Consider the following 323-nt stretch of genomic DNA (forward strand, 5'->3'; position numbering starts at 1 on the left):
CAGCTAGACCAGCTGCGCGCGTTCGACGATCCCCAGCTCCTGCGCCAGCAGGGCCAGCCGGTTGGCCGCGTCCGGGCGGTAGGCGCCCGGCGGGATCGTCGATTCCAGCAGGCGCTGGTAGGCATCCCAGAACTCGGGACCATTGCCGTAGCGCCTGTAGTTGGCCGCCAGCAGCGCCCTGCTTTCGATGGCCTCGGGCAATCCGACCTGCGTCATCCGCATCGCCTCCAGGGGGCTGCGGCCAGTAGGCGCCAGCGCGGTGACCGCCGGGTGACAGCCGGGCGGACGGAGCAGTTGCCTGCCGTCGGCAGCGCGGTTCAGCG

At 71.5% G+C, this 323-nt stretch carries 1 protein-coding gene; it reads right to left on the minus strand.

Translation table 11 applies throughout. From position 1 onward, the window contains the following. Window positions 1-3: 3 nt before the first annotated feature. Window positions 4-323, minus strand: a 320-nt coding sequence (locus SB773_RS30765; protein ID WP_410594023.1) for a hypothetical protein, incomplete at its 5' end; no start/stop codon positions are given.

It is taken from the genome of Bacillus sp. SIMBA_074 (assembly GCF_046534555.1).
Lineage (GTDB): Bacteria > Bacillota > Bacilli > Bacillales > Bacillaceae_G > Bacillus_A > Bacillus_A mycoides.